Consider the following 16,830-nt stretch of genomic DNA (forward strand, 5'->3'; position numbering starts at 1 on the left):
AAGTGGTTACCCGGAGACTTCCCATCCTCTTGCCTAGCCTGACCAAGGCCGACCCGCGTCTTCCCGCCAGAGGCTTCGGGGACCTTTCTTCGAAACAGTCAGAAAACAGGGTTTTCGTTTCGAAGAAAGGGCCGCGAAGCCGCTGTACCGCCGAACACCTCCTGACTATTCCCGCCAGAGGGTCCGGGTAGTGTCCTTCGAAACAGTCAGGAAAACGAAGTTTTTCGTTTCGAAGGACACTACCCGGACCCGATCCATCAGGAAGCACCCGTTATCGACTTGCAGGTGGGCTCCTGTGTCTGGTGCAAAACGCCGGAGGCCCGGCACCCCCTTCCGAAACGAGAACCCTGTTCTCTGACTGTTTCGGAAGGGGGTGCCGGGCCTCCGGCTTTTCAGGCTTATTGCTTGCCTGCTTTTTTACATCAGGTTGTAGATGAAGACTGCGAGTACTGCTATCGGCGTTACATAACGCAGCAGGTTACGCCACAGGTTGAACAGGCCGTCGGACATGGCCATGTCATCCTGCAGGGATTCCTTCGCCACACACCAGCCAACGAACAGTGCCGTCAGCAGACCGGACAGCGGCAGCATGATGTTCGCAGTAACGAAGTCCAGCAGATCCAGGATGCCAGTTTCCGCAAAGCGATCGAACATGCCCAGCAGGTAGACATCGGACCAGATGTTCAGGGACAGGATGGATGCGATGCCCAGCAGCCAGCAGGCAACGCCGGACAGAATGGCCGCACCGGTGCGGGACATGGCGAACTTTTCTTCGACCCATTCAGTAACCGGTTCAAGCAGGGAGATACCGGATGTCCAGGCGGCGAACAGCAACAAAATGAAGAAGGCTGTTGCAAACACCACACCCAGGGGCATTTGACCAAAGGCCAGCGGCAGGGTAACGAAGATCAGACCCGGACCCTGGCCGGCTTCCAGACCGTTGGCGAATACAAACGGGAAGATCGCCAGGCCCGCCAGCAGGGCTACCAGGGTATCCATGATCCCCACGCCTACTGCAGCACGGCCGATGGAAATATCCTTACCCAGATAGGAACCGTAGGCCATCATGATGGCCATACCCAGACTCATGGTGAAAAACGCCTGGCCGAGGGCCTGCAGGGCGGTGTCCCAGGTGACTTTGCTGAAGTCCGGGGTAAACAGGAAGTCCAGGGCCTGCCCAAAATGACCGGTAGTCGTTGCATAGGCGACGACCAACAGCAACAGAATGAACAGCGCCGGCATCAGGGTCTTGGCGGCACGTTCCAGGCCGGACTTCAGGCCACGGGAAACCACGAAGATGATCAGGCCCATGAACACCGTATGCCAGAACAGCAGGATGCCCGGACTCGCCAGCAGGTCGCCGAAGATGGCACCTACGGCTTCGGCATCCTGGCCGGCAAAGTCGCCAACGGCCGAGTGCATGACGTAGGAGGCCGACCAGCCGCCAATCACGGAGTAGAAGGAGAGAATGATAAATGCCGCCAGCACACCAATGATCGCGGAGATACGCCAGGCCGGGTTGCTGAGGTTACGCTCGGCCACCAGGCGCATGCTGGCAACCGGGTTGCGGCGGCCATTACGGCCTACAAACACTTCCGCCATCATGATGGGGATACCGATGATGGCGATACAGGCGAGGTAGATCAGTACAAAGGCACCGCCGCCGTTTTCCCCGGTCATGTAGGGGAATTTCCAGATATTGCCCAGACCTACGGCAGAGCCCGCAGCAGCCAGGATAAAGGCCATGCGGGAAGACCAGTTACCGCGGCTGGCCAGGTTAGTGTCAGACATAGTGAAACCCTGTCATCGTTCAGTGGAACTTGTTGAAAGATCGGAATAGGTCACTGGTCATGGTTTTCCCTGACTGTTTCGGGCATCCCCTGCCTGTTACCAGCAATTGGCGGCGAATTTTGCCAGTCTGGCGCCGCCGATGCCAGCGGGAATGGCGAGATCGTGATCAGTTATTGGGAAGGACCGTAAAAAGCGAGGACAGGGCCGGCATCTAACCGGCCCGTTCTGGATGGAGTTTACTTACTGACGGCTGACAAAGCGGGCCACCAGGTCACTCAGACCACTGGCCTGACGACTGACCTCGTTGCTGGCACTCTTGGCGCCCTCTGCCTTTTCGGTGGATGAATCGGCCAGTTCTGCAATACTGACGACCTGGCGGTTGATCTCGTCGGACACCTGGCTCTGTTCCTCGAAGGCCGCCGACATGGTCATGAAGCTATCCGAGATACCCTCGATGTTCTGCACGATATCCTTGAGCGCCTCTTCGGTTTCCCGGACCTTGGCCAGGCCACGGTTACCGATTTCCTCGCCGTGCCGGGTAGCGGCGACTACCTCGTCCACCTGGGCGCGGAAGTTCTCGATCACCTCATGGATGGATACCGTGGACTGTCGGGTGCGCTGGGCCAGGGAGCGGACTTCGTCTGCCACTACCGCAAATCCGCGACCCTGTTCGCCCGCCCGGGCGGCCTCGATGGCGGCGTTCAGGGCCAGCAAATTGGTCTGCTCGGCGATATCGGAAATCAGCTGGGCAGCATCCCCAATCTTGTCGGTAGACTCGCCAAGACGACTGACAGACTCCCCGATGGTTCCCCCCTGGGTCACCAGTTGCTCGATGGCCTGGAGTGCGTCATGGCTGAGATCGCCGCCGCTATGGGCCAGTTGACTGGCCTGCCGGGCACCATCGGCGTTCCGATTCACAGTATCGGTGACTTCCTGGATGGACGCGGTCATCTCGTTCATCGCCGAGGCCACCTGATCGGTTTCCTGGCGCTGCCGCTCGATGGCATCCGCGCCTTCGGCGATTTGTTCATAGCCCCTTGTGGCCGTACGCATCAGGTCATCGGCGCGGTCCTCAATGCGGGCCAGGGCGGTGCGAATGCGGGCTTTCTCGCTCATCAACACCATGCCCATTTCAGCAAAGTGGCCACTCTCGTCAGAATAGGTCCGTGCCACCAGCGGATCGCGAAAGGCCTCCGGGCGCAGGTCGATCAGTGACCTCAGGCGTGCATTGACAGCGGCCATCTGGATGAAGCCGCCGGCGATGATACCGCCAGCAATGAGCGCCACCCCGGGCCAGAACGCCCCCCATCCCAGTGCCAACAGGCTGGTGATCAACGGGATCACCAGGGGCCAGCCGGCCCGCACCATGGATCTGATATGGGTACCGACCGACAGGGGCTGTTTGCCCTCGGAAAGCCGGCTGTACAGCCGGGAGGCCCTGTCCACCTGCTCCCGGGTCGGCTCAACGCGAACCGACTCGAAGCCGGTCATCTCGCCATTCTCAAGAATGGGTGTCACATAGGCACTGACCCAGTAGTGGTCGCCGTTCTTGCAGCGGTTCTTGACTACGCCCATCCACGGCTTGCCGGCACTGATGGTGTCCCACATGGCCTTGAACACGCTCTGGGGCATGTCCGGGTGCCGGATAATGTTATGGGCCTGACCGATCAGTTCATCGCGGCTGAAACCACTGATCTGGACAAAGTCATCGTTGCAGTAGGTGATCACACCTTTAAGCGTGGTGGTGGTAATCAGCCGGCTGCCGGGCTTCATCCGGGCTTCGCGTTGGGTGACGGGGCCGTTGTTGCGCATGGTGGACAGGATTCCTGACTCGTAGGGGTTCCGGTAGCGGGCGCTGCCGATAATGGTCTGGGGGCGTATCGGCAGAGGCGCTCTTGACTTTAGTCAACTGGGGCGAATGTTAACAATTAGAAAGCACACAGACTGTAAGGAAATGTCACTAATACCCCTCTGTTGAGCCCCATGCGACATCAGGTCGCAAGATCAATCCTGGCCCGTGGATGGAACCTCGCATTCACCCATAACGAGAAGGCGATAACCGCTCCCCCGATAAGCAACCGCAGCAGGTCAGCCTCCCGGTTCCAGATCACCAGGTTCACCAGCAATCCGGCAGGTACCAGCATGTTGTTCATGACCGCCAGGGTTCCGGCATCCACCTGGCAGGCACCCCGGTTCCACAGGTACAGCCCGAGGCCGGAAGCCGCGGCGCCCAGCCAGGCAAGTACGCCCCACTGCAGTCCCGTAGCCGGTAACCGGCTGACATCCCCGAAAACAAGGAACGACGGCGCAGCAATCAACAGTGCCCCGAAGAAGAAGTAGCCAAAGGTGCGCCAGGCAGGCACTGGCAACGGGAAGGCCTGCATGAGGTGCTTGTAACCCACCTGGCCCGCGGCAAAGGTGAAGTTCGCCAGCTGCAGCAACAGGAAGCCTGTCAGGAAGTCCTGGCTCAGGCCATCATAGCGGATGATGCCGGCGCCCACCGTAGCCACCGCGGCCGCCAGCAGTGCCACCGGGGAGAAACGGCGATAGAGGGCATCGTCAATCAGCGTCACATACAGCGGGGTGAACACGGTGAACAGTAGTACTTCGGGTACCGTGAGATAGGCAAAGGAGCGATACAGGCACAGGTAAGTGATCCCGAATTGCAGAGCCCCGGTCACCATAATGCCCAGCTTCAGGCGCCCCGGCACACCGGCCCAGCGAGTCACGGGCAGGAACAGCAACGTCGCCAGCAGCACACGGCTGAGTACGGCAAAATCACTGTCCACATGACCGGCCAGGAATTCACCAATCAGGCTGAAAGAAAACGCCCAGAGAACGGTTACCAGAATCAGCAGCGCCATAGGATCCACCCACCTTTCAGAGGGCGGGCACTGTATCATAGCCTGCCAGTAAATTGACCTGACAACCCGGAATGCCAGCCTCCATGAACAAGCAAGCTATTATCGATACCACTCGCCAATGGGTGGAAAAGGTCGTTATCGACCTGAACCTGTGCCCCTTTGCCCGGCGTGAGCTGGTCAACAACCGGATCCGCTTCACCGTAACAGGCGCGCAGACACCGGACGCATTGCTGATGGAACTGCAGCATGAACTGCTGCGACTTACCGACGATGACAGTATCGAAACCACGCTACTGATCCACCCGGAAGTACTGCGGGACTTCCCGGACTATAACGATTTCCTGGATGTGGCGGACGGCCTGGTGCAGTTACTGGAGCTGGAAGGTGTGTTGCAGATCGCCAGTTTTCACCCGCAATACCAGTTCGCCGGCACCACAGAGAATGCGGTAGAGAACTACACCAACCGCTCGCCCTGGCCGATGCTCCATCTGCTCAGGGAGTCCAGCCTGGAACGGGCCATAGCCAGCTATCCGGATACAGCCGACATCCCTGCGCGAAACATTGAGCGGGTAGAGGGCCTGGGCCTGGCGGCGATGGAAGCGTTGCTCGCCTCCTGCCAGGCAAAAAAGTGACGGGACAGACCAAACAGCTCCCCCGGTGGGGTTATTTGAACCAACCGGTAAATACGGTAGTCTGGGCCAAATCAAGGAGATCCACCCGGCCCATGCGTATCGCCCTGCTCTGTTGCCTCCTGTTGCTCACCGCTGGCCAGGCCCATGCCCTGACCATTGCCGCCGCTTCCAGCCTGCGCCAGGCCATGCCTGCGCTGGAGACGGCTTTCCTTCAACAGGCACCCGGCATCAGCCTGCGGGTTATCTACGGGGCCTCCGGCAAACTGGCTACCCAGATCCTCAATGGTGCACCCTACGATGTCTTCCTGTCCGCCGACACCGGCTTTCCCCGGCAACTGAGCGATCAGGGCGCTGTGGCAGGCGAGCCGGTGGTGTACGGGGTTGGAAGGCTGGTTGTCTGGCCCGCCAACCCTGAAATGGGAACCATGTCCCCGGAAGACCTCGCCGACGACAATATCCGACGTGTCGCCATTGCCCAGCCCCGCCATGCCCCTTACGGTCAGCGTGCACGGGAGGCGCTCCAGGCGCTGGGCCTCTGGCAAGCTGTCGAGCCGAAACTCGTCTATGGCGAGAACATCGGCCAGACAGCTGCCATGGTGGAGTCCGGGGCAGCAGAGGCCGGCCTGATCGCCTGGTCGCTGACCTTCGCTCCTGAGTTGGAGGGGCGTCCCTTTAACCTTGTCGACCAGCGTCTTCACAGCCCGCTGGCCATGGCCATGGTGGTCACCCGCCAGGGTGAGGACAATCCCGGTGCCAGGGAGTTTCATGCCTTCATGCAATCGGAAGCGGCACGGACCGTTCTCCGTCAGTACGGTTTCGAATCCCCGGATACGGACTGAGCGCCGATGCCCGAGCTTTCTCCCCAGGACTGGCAGGCCATCGCAGTTACCCTGAAGCTCTGCGCCCTGACGACGGCCATATTGCTGGTGCTTGCAACTCCCCTGGCCTGGTGGCTCGCCCACCGGCAATCGCCCTCGCGAACCGTGGTACAGGCGCTGGTGGCCCTGCCGCTGGTACTGCCGCCAACGGTGCTGGGTTTCTACCTTCTTATTGCCCTGGGGCCCAGGGGGCCGGTAGGCCAGACCCTGGAGTCGATGGGGCTGACCCACCTGGCCTTCAGTTTCGAGGGCATCCTGGTGGCATCGGTCATCTATTCCCTGCCCTTTGCGGTTCAGCCGTTGGTGGAAGCCTTCCGTCATCTTGGCACCCGACCAGTGGAAGTGGCCGCCTCGCTGGGTGCGGGCCCGCTGGACCGCCTGTTTACCGTGATCCTGCCTTTGTGCAGGGGTGGGTTCATCGTGGCCGCCACTCTGACCTTCGCCCACACCCTGGGGGAATTCGGCGTCATCCTGATGCTCGGCGGGAGCATTCCCGGTGAAACCCAGGTACTGTCCGTACTCATCTATGACTACGCCGAGGCCATGGACTACGCTGCGGCACACCGGCTGTCCCTGGGACTGCTGATCTTTGCCTTTGTAGTGCTGGTGGCGGTGTACAGCTTCAACCGGCGCTTCGACGGGGTGCGGCCATGACGCTGCAGGTTCGGGCCCGAGTGCAGCGGGGAGACTTCTCGCTCACCATTAACGATACCCTGCCCAGCAACGGCATTACCGCCCTGTTCGGCCGTTCCGGCTGTGGCAAAACCACCCTGCTTCGGATCATCGCGGGGCTTGAGAAACTGCGGGATGCCGAGGTCTCATTCAATGGCGAAGTATGGCAGGCGGGCCGCCGCAGGATGCCGATAAACCGGCGCCGGCTGGGACTGGTGTTCCAGGAGTCCAGCCTCCTGCCTCACCTGTCCGTGGAAGCAAACCTGATGTATGGCTATCGCCGAACGACGGAAGGCCAACGGCGCCTCCACCCGGAAACGGTTCGCCCCCTGCTGGCCCTGGATGATTTGTTGCAACAACCGGTTCACACACTGTCCGGGGGCCAGCGCCAGCGGGTCGCCCTCGGTCGTGCCCTGCTCACCAGCCCGCAACTGATGCTGCTGGACGAGCCCCTGTCGGCGCTGGACACGACCGCCAAGCGGGAGATCCTGCCCTTTCTGTCCGGGCTGTCGACCACTACCGGCGTGCCCATGCTGCTGGTGACCCACTCCGCGCGGGAGGTGGAACAACTGGCCGATCAGGTGGCCTTTATGGAACAGGGTCGCATCGAGCGCGTGGAGCCCTTGCGGGAAGCACTGACACGTCCGGAATCGCCTCTGTTCAGCGACGAGGGGCCGGCAACCGTATTGCAGGGTGACCTTCGGGAGACTGGCGAAGGGCAGTGGCAGTTCGTTACACCGGGTGGCAACGGTCGGCCTTCGGTCGTTTTCCAGGTCAGCGGTCAGTCCAGCCACCATACCAGCCTGCATCGGCTCCGCATTCTCGCCAGCGATGTCAGCCTGGCCCTGACCCAACCGCAAGGTATCAGTATCCGCAATATGATGCCGGTGCGGGTCGAACGCATCGAACAAAGCGATGAACACCGCTGCACAATCAGCTGCCGGCTGGCAGACGGCCAGCTGCTGCTGTCACGGATCACCCTACAGTCGGTTGTAGAACTGGGGCTGGCGCCTGGGGATTCCGTCGTGGCTCTGGTGAAGTCTGCCGCGTTGATGGAGTAGGCATGAAAGCAGACATGCCCGGGTTCCTGCGGGCATATCTGCTTCGTGTTGGATTAAAAAACGGCCAGGTCATCCAGCAGGATCAGCCCCAAATCCTCGAGGACTGAACCGTTGCCGTCTTCACCGTCCCGGGCGACTACTGTATAGACACCACCGTTGGTCACAACAACACTGTCAGCGCTGATGGCAACGTTTCCATCCAGGTCCGTTACCCGCAGGTTATAGGTGCCCGCAGGAATGGCAAGGTAGTCGGTCACTGCCTTGTAGGGGACATCAGCCAGAGCCGGCGTGGCATTATCAATATCGAACTGGTCCTCAGGCAACAGGTAGATATTGACGTTACCCGCCTGGGTGGAGGCATGCACCACGCGCAGGGTCGCCTGGGTGGCAATGCTGCGGACACTGTCTGCCAGCGCCAGGGCTTCGATGGCCGGATCACCACCCAGCAAACCTACCGCCAGGACCGAATAGCCCTGGCCATTGGTAAGGCTCAGGTCGGTATCAATCGCTACGACCGAGTTGTCTGCATTGGCGACGACCTTGACGTTATAGTTGCCGGCCGCCAGCACAGCATACTCGTCAAGTGCAGCCGACGGTGCAGCGAGGCCAAAGGTGATATTGGTCAGGGCAGTAGGATCGTCGTCTAGCAGCACATCCACAGCCGGCGCATTGCCGGATGCATGCACCACCCGCACGCCAGCGCCCTGGTCCGCATCATAGATCTCGGCAACCTCAGCACCATTCACCACGATCAGACTTACCGGGCTGGCACCATCCACAGAGAAGTTGGCCCCGGTGTTCTGCACCGCACCCACGAACAGGTCAGCGCCGGCCATCAGAGCCACATCACCGCTGTCGAACACCGCTGTCGAGGCTCCGGCTGCGGTTATCTGGATACGGTAGTCACCGGCAGGGACTTCCAGGGGCTCGGCCACGGTTTCAAAGGCCACATCGGAAAGCAGCGGGTCTATCGCAGACAGGTCATTACCTTCGCCTGCAGCGGTGACATAGATATCGACATTGGGCGCATTGGGCGCCAGGTGGCCGATGCGAACCCGCACCTCGTCACTGGAACTGAAGCCTGGCTCATCCTGGAAGACAACCGCATCGATATTCGCCACGGTATTTACCGCCACGACGTTGTAGCGAACGTTCTCTTCAAAGGCAAAATCCGCCGGCCCTATGACCGTTGCATTGCCTCCGGGCACAATACCCTCAACCGCAATCTCGTAACTGCCCACTTCCGGCGTCAGCACGGCAGCCTGTTTGTAATCGGCCCCTTTAACGGCCGCGTCGCCATTGACCAGGATATTCACGGGCGGTGCATCCGGTGAGGCGTGGATAATCCGCACCTCAGAACGAACCACATCATCGGAACTGTCGGAGTCCCCGTCAAAGCAACCCGAGAGCGCCACCGCTCCCGCAACCACCATCGGTAAAACCACAAAACGGTTCATAGCTCTGCTCCTCATCGTGCAGATATTATTGAAGACCTGAAAAAAGTGGTTCGAACCTGCACAGTTTCATTCCATGAACCATGCGTCAGAGCGATTTACGGGGAGGACACAAAAATGGATGCGAATGGTTTGACATTTTTTGACGCTTATTCCTGCAGGCAGCACACAACAGCCTGCTTATGTCATAAAAATGGCAACTCGTACTTTCGATAATCATCGTAAGCCGTTCATGAAACCTGATTGATCAGGGTGACCAGCAGCACAAGGATCGCCAGCGCCAGCAGGCCGCCGGAACGTAAACGGGTGTCGGCGCCTACCGATAGCGCCGACACCTTGTCGGACCAGCGCTGGAGGGCTCTCCCGGCTGGGGCCGGTTGTGCACGAACTGTCCCGGAAGCCGGCCGTCGCGCCGGCCACAGTGCGAGCAGGTCGCCGGGAGGAACGGCCGGTGCGCGGCGCACCAGCAACGCCGCAAGAAAACCTGCCGTTAATGCCAGCCCTATCGGTGCCAGTAGCGCGGGGTACTGGTAGGCTTTCGGCAGCCAGTAAGGCTGTTCCACCAACTCTCCTGCCTGCCAGGGCAAAACCCAGAACACCAACCCTGAACCTGCAACCGTCAACAGCCAGCCGGCTGTGCGCCAGGGGGGATTGGCTGCGGGCTCTGCCTGCTTGTGATGCAGCCATAGAAAACGCAATATCAGTAACAGGGTGGCGACGGCACCGGCGGTCATCAGTGGGGACAACCAGGTCGCCGTGACCATGGTGAGATGATCACTGGCCAGCGCTTCCTTCATGGCCAGTTTTGCCAGCGCACCGCTGGTCCATGGCAGCCCCGCCAGGGAAAAACCGGGCAAGGCCAGTAGCAGCCAATACGCCCACCGGACAGGGCCCGCGGCCGGCGGATGCACTGCGGTAGACAGGAACAGCGCCCCCTTGGCCAGGCCATGGTGCAGGGCATAGAGGCCAATGATCGGCACGATCACCGCCGCCCGGTCCGGCGTTGCCAGTGCCGCGCCCACCAGCAACATCATCAGTCCCATCTGGCTGATACTCGAGTAGGCCAGTACCGCCTTGGTCTTTCGCTGGCAAACGCCAGCAAGCGCACCACCGAGCGAGGCCGCGGCCCCGGCAACAACCATCAGGTCGCCCCAGTCACCAGGCGTGGCCAGCCCCAGGGGCAAGGTCAGCACCCAACCCAGCAGACCCGCCTTGATCATCGCACCACTGAGTACCGCACTCGCGGGCGTCGGCGCCACGGGATGCGCCAGCGGCAACCAGAAATGCAGGAGCGGCAGGCCCGCCTTGACCCCGAACCCGGTGATCAGCAGGCCGATAATCAGCTGGGCCTGTGGCGCCGTCACCACAGCGTCCGCCAACTCCGTCAGCAGCAGGCTGTCCGCTTCTTCCGCCGCCAGCATCAGCCCAGCCAGCAGCAACATCTCGCCGACGACCGCCATGGCCATATAAACCCGACCAGCCCGAAACGCCTCATCAGTTCCCTCATGAACCACCAGCCCGTAACTGGCGAAGGTCATCAGCGCGAAGAAGCTGTAAAAACTGGCCGCATCGCCGGCAATCACCAGGCCAAGGTTGCCTGTCAGGGTCAGGCACCAGAACACCAGGAAACGCTTGAGGTTCCGGTTGTCCAGGTAACCGAGGGCGAAAACCCCGGCAGTACTCCACAGTACGGCTGTCAGGGTCAGGAAGGTACGGCGCAGGTCATCCAGCAGCCACTGGCTGTCCATCAATAGCCAAGGCAGCGACCACTGCCAGCCGGAGGTGGATACCAGCGCCAGTAGCAGGGCCGGCACCGGCAACAGCGGCAAGCCGAACCGGTGCCAGCGACCGGCCAGCGGCAGCGTCAGTAACCAGAGCAACGGCAGGCCCACGGCCGCGATGGCAAGAAACGGCAAGGCGGGCATCATGGCCGATACTCCCGGTTCACCACCAGCTCCGCCCAGGAGAGTGGACTGAACGGCATGGCAGCAAACACGCCGATCATCACCACCGCGGCGGCCGTCAGTACCGGCGGCCACAGCAGCCACCCCAGAGTCTCCAGGCGCCCCCAGCGCACCTCCTCCGGCCAGGCGTCAGACCGGGGGCGGAACCAGAGCCGATAGACAATGGGCAGGAAATAAGCCGCATTCAACAGACTGCTGGCCAGCAGGACCACAACCACCCAGGGCAGTTCGGCTTCCAGCGCTCCCAGCCCCAACGTCCACTTGGTGATAAACCCGGCCAGCGGCGGTGTACCGATCATGCCAAAGGCGGCGATGGTAAAAGCCACCGAAGTGGCCGGCATGCGCGGCCCCGCGCCATCCAGCTCATCGATCCGGTGCACACCCAGGGTTTCCGCGTAGTTGCCGGCACAGAAGAACAGGGTGATTTTCATGATGCCCTGATGGAGCAGATGGACCAGGCCACCCACCATGCCCAGGGGCCCCGCCAGACAGATGCCCAGGATGATGTAGGACACCTGGCTGATGGTGGAGTAGGCCAGGCGTCGCTTCAGGTCCTGCTGGAACAGTGCCCGCACCGATCCGAAAATAATGGTAAAGGCCGCCAGGCCGGCCAGGGGCAGCAAGAGGCCGGCCTCACTGGCAAAGCCAATGCCGAACACATCGCTGATCACCCGGACGATTCCGAAAGCCCCTGCCTTGACCACCGCTACCGCGTGCAGCAGGGCACTCACCGGTGCAGGGGCAACCATGGCCTGGGGCAGCCAGCCATGCAGGGGAAACAGCGCCGCCTTGACGCCCAGCCCGGCGACCAGCAGCACGAAGATTGCTGTCAGGGCCGGTGTCGGCGAACCCTCCACCACACCACCGGGTGCAAAGTCCAGGGTTCCGGTCTCGGCATACAACCAGGCCATGCCCAACAACAGCACTGCGCCACCACTGAGGGTGTAGATGATATAGCTGCGCCCCGCTCGCAGGGCCGTCGCCGTACCCCGATGAACGACCAGCGGGTAGGTGGACAGGGTGAGCATTTCGTAGAACAGGAAGAAGGTAAACAGGTTGCCCGCCAGCGCAATGCCGGTGGTACTGGCGACGCAAAGGCTGAAGAAACCGAAAAACCGGCTACGATTGGGGGAGTTCTCCAGATAACCCACTGCATAGGCGGTGGTGAGTAACCACAGCACCGAGGAAAGGCCCGCAAACATCATCGACAGCGAGTCCGCCTTCAGCTCGAACTCGATGCCCGGCAACATGGTAAATGACAGCTGGTACTCCAGGCCGTGAAATACCCCCCACACCATCACAATCACCAGGATCAGCTTCGCAACCGCTGCCCCCAGGTTAAGCGCTGTCCTCAGAACGTGACGCTCCTCGGGCAACATGAAGATAACCAGCGCTGCCACCATTGAGGTGGCCAGGGCCATAACCGGTAACCAGGGATTGAGCCAAAGGTCCTCAACCATCAGCTACCCTCCTCGAAAGGCAGGCCCATGACAGACAACACCTGGTCACCAGCCAGCCCCAACCCAAGGGACAGCAGCGCCAGCGCCATGGGAATGGCTTCCAGCCGCCTGGGTGGGTGATGGAAATCGTCCTGCCCCGAGGCCTCCTGGAACGAGGCCCGGTAAATCCGGAACACATAGGCGGCGGACAGCAATCCGCCGGCCACTAACACCAGGGCCCACCACCATTGACCACTAGCCAGGCTTGCCTGCAACAGCAACCATTTGGCCGCAAAGCCTCCGCTGGGTGGCAAGCTCATCAAAGATACTCCGGCCAGGCCGAACGAAAACAGGGAAAAGGGCAGGAAGCGGCCAACCCCGGCAAGGTCCGCCACCCGGCTGCTGCCAGTGGACAGGATCAGGTTCCCGGCGGCCAGGAACATGGCCGCCTTGGCCAGGGCATGGCTGATCACCTGCAGGGTCATGCCCTGCTGGGCCTGTTGCGAGACCTGTTCCGACACCTGCCAGGTGAGTGGGAACAACAGGAACAGGTACCCGATCTGCGCCACCGAGGAATAGGCAACCACCTGCTTGAGCCTTGGCTGAAGACAGGCCAGCCAGCTCCCCCAGAGCACCGCCAAGGCGCCCAGCCCTCCCATCAGTTGCGCCACACCGTAACTGCCCTGAGGCTCGCCCAGTTCCAGCCACAGGCGGGCAGCAATGTAGAACGATGCCTTCAGAACCAGCGCAGAAAGTAACGCACTGACTGGAGAAGGCGCGATACCGTGGGCCGGGGGCAACCAGCCATGGAGAGGGAACAGGGCCGTTTTCAGTGCCAGGCCCGCCAGCATCAGCGCAAGGGCCAGGCCTGCGCCGGGCAGCCCGGTGTGTTCACCGGCCAACTGCGCAACACCGCCCAGGGACAGGGTGCCAAACTGGCCGTATACCAGCGCTACCCCCAGCAGATAGAACAGGGAACCCACCAGGGCCGCCAGCAGGTAACGCAAAGAGGCCCTGAGGGCGTCTGCCGCCCCACCCAGGGCAACCAGGCCTACGGCCGACAAGCTGATCAGTTCGAGCCCTACATAGAGGTTGAACAGGTCTGCCCCCAGCCAAACGCCATTGAGTCCCGCCCAGAGAAACCAGAACAATGGCCAGAAGTAGCGTTGCCAGGGTTTGTCCGGGTCAAGGTAAAAACCCGCGTGCAAGCCGCACGCGGTGGCCACTGTGGCGGTCATCAGTATGAAGGTGACCGCCAGGCCGTCGACCCGCAACTCGATGCCCAGGGGAGCCGACCAGCCTCCCAGCGGATAATAAAAACCACCTTCCTGCGCAATGGCGAGCCATAACAGAACCGCAACTGTCGCCTGCAGGGCCATGCCGAACCAGGCCAGCCGCCATCCGGCCCGGAAGTCCGCCAGCAGTGACAGCGCTGCCCATGCCAGCGGCGTAAACAGCAGGCCTGCCATCAACCAGGCCATCATGGGCGACCCTCGTCAGTCGCATCCCTCTCCAGGGACACGCGACCAGCCAGGTGGTAATAGCGCCGGATGAGCACCAGTGCCAGGGCCGTGGCTGCAATTGCCACCACGATACCCGTGAGCACGAGCGCCTGCACCACTGGGTCAGTGCCGTTGCGGTGCTGTGCCAGCCCCACCAGCATCAGAAAGGTACCGGACCCCATCAGGTTAAACGCCAGCAGTTTTCGCAGCAGGTGCTGCAGGGCAATGATGCCGAACAACCCGGTGATAAAAAGTACAAGACCGGTGAAGGCGTAAAACAGGTCGGGGGTCATTGGTGACCCTCCTGTGACTCCGGGGCATCATTTACCGGCGCTGCGACAAACAGCGACAGTAAAACCATGGCGATGGACAGGGTAAGGAACAATTCAATCAACAGTATCAGGTATTTCGCCGTACCTGCCGGGTAGGCCAGGAAGGCATCCCCTACGACAGCGGTGACCAGGGCGACCAGCAGGAACACCGCAAACCCCAGGATCAGTCCTGCCCGCAGAAGGTAACCCGGCTGCAGGAAACCCATGGGCATACCTCCAAGCCTCATCAGCACCCCGGTGGCCGCAAGCACCGCCCCGGCCTGGAAGGCGCCACCGGGCTGGTGGGCGCCGGCCCAGACAAGGTAGCCAGCGACCAGCCACATCAAAGGGACAAACCAGCGCTGCAGGGCATCGAGCAGGGCATCATGGGTGCGGAAGGCCGGGTCTTCCAGCGAAGGCAGCCGGGCCATGGAAATACCGGCAATGGCGGCGATCACCAGAACGCCGATTTCCAGCAGGGTGTCGTAGCTGCGAAAGTTCAGCAGCACCGCCGTTATCGGGTGGTCGACACCGCTATCGGCCATGGCCTTGCTGACCTGCTCCGGCAATGAACCACCCACCGGGTTGAAGGCGATGGACCAGAGACTGTAGACGAGTACCCAGCCAAGTGCAGCGCAAAGTAACAGCAAGCTCACCAGCCCACGGCATTTCATCCCTGTTCTCCTTCCCGGGCATTGCCGGGACCACGCCGGAAATGGGCCACCGCGTCCAGCAACAGCACCCCGGTCAGGCCGGCACCGATGGCCGCTTCTGCCAGCGCGATATCAGGCGCTTGCAATCGCATCCAGGCCAATGCCATTAGCATTCCAAAGGCGATAAACATGACCACGGCACGAAACAGGCTGCTGGATGCCAGCACCGATACCGCCGTGATTACCAGCATTGCGGCCAGCAATCCATCCAGCAACCAGGCAGTCATGGATCCTCCCGGGTGACATCCCGTCCGGCGGCACGGGCAATCAGGTGGGCCGAGGTGGCGCTGGCCATCAGCACAACCAGCCATACCAACAGGATCTTCACCCCGTCACCAACCGTCGGCGCCGATGGCAGCAACGCCAGTGCAATTAATCCGAGGCCGAGATTGTCCACCTTGGTCAGGGCATGGAGGCGGTCGCGCGTTTCGGTGAGACGGAACAGGCCCAGGGTACCGATACCGAAGAACAGGCACCCGGCAACCAGCAAGGGGATCTGCAGCCATGGCAGAAGCTCAGCCACCGTCATCCTCCTGGTCCAGGCGGACCTCACGGGTGACAAAGGCTGCCGTTGCCAATACCGCCAACAAGGCCAGGACCAGGGCCACATCCCTCAGTGAGGGCATGGCCTGAGCGCTGGCCAGCACCAGCAGAATGGCCACCCCGGTGGTGCCAAACAGCTGTGCAGCGAGAATACGATCCGCCGGACGCGGCCCCTGCCAGATCCGTATCAGCCCAAGCAGGAGCGTGAGCAGCAGCCATAGGGCGGTCAGTTCGAGTGCCAGCGTCACGCTCCCTCCCCGGCCCAGGGCGTAATGCCGAAGAGGCGGGCCACCTGTCGTTCGGTCTCAGCAACCTCTGCGCCTGGATCCTGTCCGGTATCCAGGCAATGCAACAACAGGTTCTCTCCGTGGACCTCCACACTCAGGGTGCCAGGCATCAGTGACAGCAGGTTGGCCGCGAGCCAGCGAGGGCTGCCCTCCGGAAGGGTGAAGGGGACCTCCCGCTCTCCCGGGGCCACGGCCAGGTGCCGAGCCAGTAACCGGCGGCTGACATCCCAGCCAGCGGATAGCGACTTGACCAGGAACCACCCCGTGAATTGTGGAAGGTACAATGGTTTCACCCGCCAGGTCCCCGGCGGGAAGACCCTGGCGGACAACATCCAGACCAGGGGCACCACGACCAGGCCATAGCCCCAGCCCGCTGGATCACCATTGGTGAGTGCCAGCCAGAAGACCGCCAGCAGGGCCAGCCTCACTGGGCGCCCCGGCCTCGAAGCCGGGACAGGGCCCGGATGGTCGCATCCGTCATTTTCCGTGCGAGGGGAGCTACCAGCACCACCAGCGGAAATGCCACCGCCCAGGCAACGACCCAGGCCGGCAGCCACCGCTGCACGAACCCTGACGACAACCCTGTGTTAATGGCGGTTATCACGCCGGACATCAGCAAGGACATGAGTCCGGACATGTAAAATGCGAAAACCAGCTGCTGAACTTTCATGGAAGGTTGGTTGGCCAAACTTCATCTCCTGCTGTTGTAAGCATCCATC

The 16,830-nt window shown here is 61.5% G+C and carries 18 protein-coding genes; 4 read left to right on the forward strand and 14 right to left on the reverse strand.

Features of this window, described 5'->3' with window-relative positions; translation table 11 throughout:
* Positions 1 to 417: 417 nt before the first annotated feature.
* The 3 genes from BM036_RS10655 to BM036_RS10665 form a co-directional block, all read right to left on the reverse strand.
* Positions 418 to 1,791 carry a sodium-dependent transporter gene (locus tag BM036_RS10655; RefSeq protein ID WP_091851592.1) on the reverse strand — a complete coding sequence of 458 codons (1,374 nt, stop codon included), beginning with the start codon at positions 1,789 to 1,791 and terminating at the stop codon, positions 418 to 420.
* A 240-nt stretch (positions 1,792 to 2,031) separates the two neighbouring features.
* Positions 2,032 to 3,603, reverse strand: coding sequence for a methyl-accepting chemotaxis protein (locus tag BM036_RS10660; RefSeq protein WP_091851595.1), 1,572 nt, complete (start codon positions 3,601 to 3,603; stop codon positions 2,032 to 2,034).
* A gap of 179 nt (positions 3,604 to 3,782) precedes the next feature.
* Positions 3,783 to 4,655, reverse strand: coding sequence for an EamA family transporter (locus BM036_RS10665; RefSeq protein ID WP_091851598.1), 873 nt, complete (start codon positions 4,653 to 4,655; stop codon positions 3,783 to 3,785).
* Positions 4,656 to 4,738: 83 nt separating this feature from the next.
* On the opposite strand from BM036_RS10665, the gene BM036_RS10670 reads away from it, so the two are divergent.
* The 4 genes from BM036_RS10670 to modC all read left to right on the forward strand — a co-directional run bounded on the left by BM036_RS10670 (position 4,739) and on the right by modC (position 7,898).
* On the forward strand, positions 4,739 to 5,287 hold the full coding sequence (locus BM036_RS10670) for a DUF1415 domain-containing protein (protein WP_091851601.1): 549 nt from the start codon (positions 4,739 to 4,741) through the stop codon (positions 5,285 to 5,287).
* Between the two features lie 92 nt (positions 5,288 to 5,379).
* Entirely contained in the window at positions 5,380 to 6,126 is a 747-nt protein-coding gene (modA, locus tag BM036_RS10675; protein ID WP_091851604.1) for a molybdate ABC transporter substrate-binding protein, read from the forward strand.
* Positions 6,127 to 6,132: 6 nt separating this feature from the next.
* Positions 6,133 to 6,819, forward strand: a complete 687-nt coding sequence (gene modB, locus BM036_RS10680) for a molybdate ABC transporter permease subunit (protein WP_091851606.1) — start codon at positions 6,133 to 6,135, stop codon at positions 6,817 to 6,819.
* Positions 6,816 to 7,898, forward strand: coding sequence for a molybdenum ABC transporter ATP-binding protein (modC, locus tag BM036_RS10685; RefSeq protein WP_091851609.1), 1,083 nt, complete (start codon positions 6,816 to 6,818; stop codon positions 7,896 to 7,898). Before modB ends, modC begins: the two co-directional genes overlap by 4 nt.
* 53 nt (positions 7,899 to 7,951) lie before the next feature.
* On the opposite strand, the gene BM036_RS10690 is transcribed toward modC, so the two are convergent.
* The 11 genes from BM036_RS10690 to BM036_RS10740 form a co-directional block, all read right to left on the reverse strand.
* Positions 7,952 to 9,355, reverse strand: a complete 1,404-nt coding sequence (locus tag BM036_RS10690; protein WP_177186044.1) for a DUF4397 domain-containing protein — start codon at positions 9,353 to 9,355, stop codon at positions 7,952 to 7,954.
* Between the two features lie 227 nt (positions 9,356 to 9,582).
* The gene (locus tag BM036_RS10695) at positions 9,583 to 11,280 is read right to left on the reverse strand and encodes a complex I subunit 5 family protein (protein ID WP_091851614.1); all 1,698 of its coding nucleotides are present in this window, start codon (positions 11,278 to 11,280) and stop codon (positions 9,583 to 9,585) included.
* The gene (locus BM036_RS10700; protein WP_091851616.1) at positions 11,277 to 12,776 is read right to left on the reverse strand and encodes a complex I subunit 5 family protein; all 1,500 of its coding nucleotides are present in this window, start codon (positions 12,774 to 12,776) and stop codon (positions 11,277 to 11,279) included. Before BM036_RS10700 ends, BM036_RS10695 begins: the two co-directional genes overlap by 4 nt.
* Positions 12,776 to 14,239 carry a complex I subunit 5 family protein gene (locus tag BM036_RS10705; RefSeq protein ID WP_218144804.1) on the reverse strand — a complete coding sequence of 488 codons (1,464 nt, stop codon included), beginning with the start codon at positions 14,237 to 14,239 and terminating at the stop codon, positions 12,776 to 12,778. Before BM036_RS10705 ends, BM036_RS10700 begins: the two co-directional genes overlap by 1 nt.
* A complete protein-coding gene (locus BM036_RS10710; RefSeq protein ID WP_091851618.1) occupies positions 14,236 to 14,550 on the reverse strand; it encodes a cation:proton antiporter subunit C in 315 nt (104 codons plus the stop codon). The genes BM036_RS10705 and BM036_RS10710 overlap by 4 nt, the downstream gene beginning before the upstream one ends.
* A complete protein-coding gene (locus BM036_RS10715; protein ID WP_091851621.1) occupies positions 14,547 to 15,242 on the reverse strand; it encodes an MnhB domain-containing protein in 696 nt (231 codons plus the stop codon). Before BM036_RS10715 ends, BM036_RS10710 begins: the two co-directional genes overlap by 4 nt.
* Positions 15,239 to 15,508 (reverse strand): Na(+)/H(+) antiporter subunit B, encoded by a 270-nt coding sequence (locus BM036_RS10720; protein WP_091851624.1) that lies wholly within the window; start codon positions 15,506 to 15,508, stop codon positions 15,239 to 15,241. Before BM036_RS10720 ends, BM036_RS10715 begins: the two co-directional genes overlap by 4 nt.
* Complete coding sequence (locus BM036_RS10725; RefSeq protein ID WP_245742575.1) at positions 15,505 to 15,804, reverse strand: cation:proton antiporter; 300 nt, start codon at positions 15,802 to 15,804, stop codon at positions 15,505 to 15,507. The genes BM036_RS10720 and BM036_RS10725 overlap by 4 nt, the downstream gene beginning before the upstream one ends.
* Positions 15,797 to 16,072 carry an MrpF/PhaF family protein gene (locus BM036_RS10730; protein ID WP_091851628.1) on the reverse strand — a complete coding sequence of 92 codons (276 nt, stop codon included), beginning with the start codon at positions 16,070 to 16,072 and terminating at the stop codon, positions 15,797 to 15,799. The genes BM036_RS10725 and BM036_RS10730 overlap by 8 nt, the downstream gene beginning before the upstream one ends.
* Positions 16,069 to 16,539, reverse strand: a complete 471-nt coding sequence (locus BM036_RS10735; protein ID WP_177186045.1) for a Na+/H+ antiporter subunit E — start codon at positions 16,537 to 16,539, stop codon at positions 16,069 to 16,071. Before BM036_RS10735 ends, BM036_RS10730 begins: the two co-directional genes overlap by 4 nt.
* Positions 16,536 to 16,799 carry a DUF2798 domain-containing protein gene (locus tag BM036_RS10740; RefSeq protein ID WP_245742576.1) on the reverse strand — a complete coding sequence of 88 codons (264 nt, stop codon included), beginning with the start codon at positions 16,797 to 16,799 and terminating at the stop codon, positions 16,536 to 16,538. Before BM036_RS10740 ends, BM036_RS10735 begins: the two co-directional genes overlap by 4 nt.
* Positions 16,800 to 16,830: the final 31 nt, after the last annotated feature.

Source organism: Marinobacter segnicrescens, assembly GCF_900111555.1.
Lineage (GTDB): Bacteria > Pseudomonadota > Gammaproteobacteria > Pseudomonadales > Oleiphilaceae > Marinobacter > Marinobacter segnicrescens.

Bases quoted from the DNA above. Each gene is read 5' to 3' on its own strand.
- BM036_RS10715 (WP_091851621.1), bottom strand. From the start codon at position 15,242: ATGAAATGCCGTGGGCTGGTGAGCTTGCTGTTACTTTGCGCTGCACTT.
- modC (WP_091851609.1), top strand. From the start codon at position 6,816: ATGACGCTGCAGGTTCGGGCCCGAGTGCAGCGGGGAGACTTCTCGCTC.
- BM036_RS10660 (WP_091851595.1), bottom strand. From the start codon at position 3,603: ATGCGCAACAACGGCCCCGTCACCCAACGCGAAGCCCGGATGAAGCCC.
- BM036_RS10695 (WP_091851614.1), bottom strand. From the start codon at position 11,280: ATGATGCCCGCCTTGCCGTTTCTTGCCATCGCGGCCGTGGGCCTGCCG.
- BM036_RS10670 (WP_091851601.1), top strand. From the start codon at position 4,739: ATGAACAAGCAAGCTATTATCGATACCACTCGCCAATGGGTGGAAAAG.
- BM036_RS10705 (WP_218144804.1), bottom strand. From the start codon at position 14,239: ATGATGGCCTGGTTGATGGCAGGCCTGCTGTTTACGCCGCTGGCATGG.
- BM036_RS10690 (WP_177186044.1), bottom strand. From the start codon at position 9,355: ATGAACCGTTTTGTGGTTTTACCGATGGTGGTTGCGGGAGCGGTGGCG.
- BM036_RS10700 (WP_091851616.1), bottom strand. From the start codon at position 12,776: ATGGTTGAGGACCTTTGGCTCAATCCCTGGTTACCGGTTATGGCCCTG.
- BM036_RS10720 (WP_091851624.1), bottom strand. From the start codon at position 15,508: ATGACTGCCTGGTTGCTGGATGGATTGCTGGCCGCAATGCTGGTAATC.
- modB (WP_091851606.1), top strand. From the start codon at position 6,133: ATGCCCGAGCTTTCTCCCCAGGACTGGCAGGCCATCGCAGTTACCCTG.
- BM036_RS10665 (WP_091851598.1), bottom strand. From the start codon at position 4,655: ATGGCGCTGCTGATTCTGGTAACCGTTCTCTGGGCGTTTTCTTTCAGC.
- BM036_RS10655 (WP_091851592.1), bottom strand. From the start codon at position 1,791: ATGTCTGACACTAACCTGGCCAGCCGCGGTAACTGGTCTTCCCGCATG.
- BM036_RS10710 (WP_091851618.1), bottom strand. From the start codon at position 14,550: ATGACCCCCGACCTGTTTTACGCCTTCACCGGTCTTGTACTTTTTATC.
- modA (WP_091851604.1), top strand. From the start codon at position 5,380: ATGCGTATCGCCCTGCTCTGTTGCCTCCTGTTGCTCACCGCTGGCCAG.